The sequence below is a fragment of the Oleiphilus sp. HI0066 genome (genome assembly GCF_001635725.1).
Genome location: NZ_LWFH01000954.1, coordinates 1 through 1,162 on the forward strand (window position 1 = coordinate 1; position 1,162 = coordinate 1,162).

General features: G+C 46.2%; 1 protein-coding gene and 1 pseudogene. Both read right to left on the reverse strand.

The features are described 5' to 3' along the window. The coding region (locus A3738_RS10820; RefSeq protein ID WP_369819797.1) for a ribonucleotide reductase N-terminal alpha domain-containing protein at positions 1-1,011 on the reverse strand (1,011 nt) is incomplete at its 3' end. Positions 1,012-1,023: 12 nt separating this feature from the next. Next, positions 1,024-1,119: pseudogene (locus A3738_RS32600) on the reverse strand (hypothetical protein); the annotation flags it as partial. Between the last annotated feature and the right edge of the window lie 43 nt (positions 1,120-1,162).

Consider the following 1,162-nt stretch of genomic DNA (forward strand, 5'->3'; position numbering starts at 1 on the left):
GTATGCACAAACGGCTCCTTTGCGTTTACCGCCTGGGTTCACTGCAACAGCCGTGTCATTTACAACTTTAAGGAACGGCACGACCCCCTGAGACTGGCCATTAGTTCCCTTGATGTGCGCGCCTAGCGAGCGAACATTAGTCCAATCATTACCCAATCCACCTGCCCATTTTGAGAGCAAGGCATTGTCACGCAAAGCGTCATATATACCGCTCAAGTCATCTGGAACAGTGGTCAGATAGCACGATGATAGTTGAGGTCTTAACGTTCCGGAATTGAACAAGGTGGGGGTTGAGCTCATATAATCAAACGATGACAAGAGGTCATAAAATTCAATTGCACGGGCTGTAGGGTCATCCTCATTTAGCGCGAGCCCCATTGCGACTCGCATAAAAAAGGTTTGCGGCAATTCAATACGCGTTTCTTCATGATGAATAAAGTAACGATCGTATAAAGTCTGTAACCCTAAATAGGTAAACTGGTTGTCACGCTCTGGTTTGAGCGCATCGGCAAGCATCTCTATATTGAAGGAATCTAACTTAGAATCGATAAGCTCTTCTTGAATGCCAAAACGGATGCCCGCTTCGAATATTTCAGCATACGCATTACTCGCATCTTCTATCGCAGCAGGCAAGTAAACATTCAATGCCTTACCCACCTCGCTCATTAACGAATCCAACAACAACCTTGCACTAACAAACGAATAATTCGGCTCTGACTCGATCAAAGGTCGCGCAGCCATAATAAGCGCTGTACCAATATCTTCCTCTTTAATGCCGTGATACAGGTTGCGATAGCTCGAATCTAATAAATGATCTGCATCAACGCCTTCAAGGCCTCTGCACACCTGAGAAATCAAAGCGCGAATACGACCAATGTTTAATGGCGCCTCAGAGCCATCATTGCGTTGCATTTTGAAGTGAGGATGTGCCTCTTCGCTAGGCTGTTGATCTTTACGCTGCTGAGCGTGCTCCTCACGGTACAAAACATAAGCCCGTGCAACTTTCTGCATCCCTTGGCGCATCAAGCCTAGCTCAACTTGATCTTNTATATCCTCGATATTGATCGAGCCGCCAGATGGATATTGCTTTTCAAAGCGACCATGAATACCACTTACAATCTGATCGGCAAGCTGCTTAACGTGGCTTGCCGATCAGATTGTA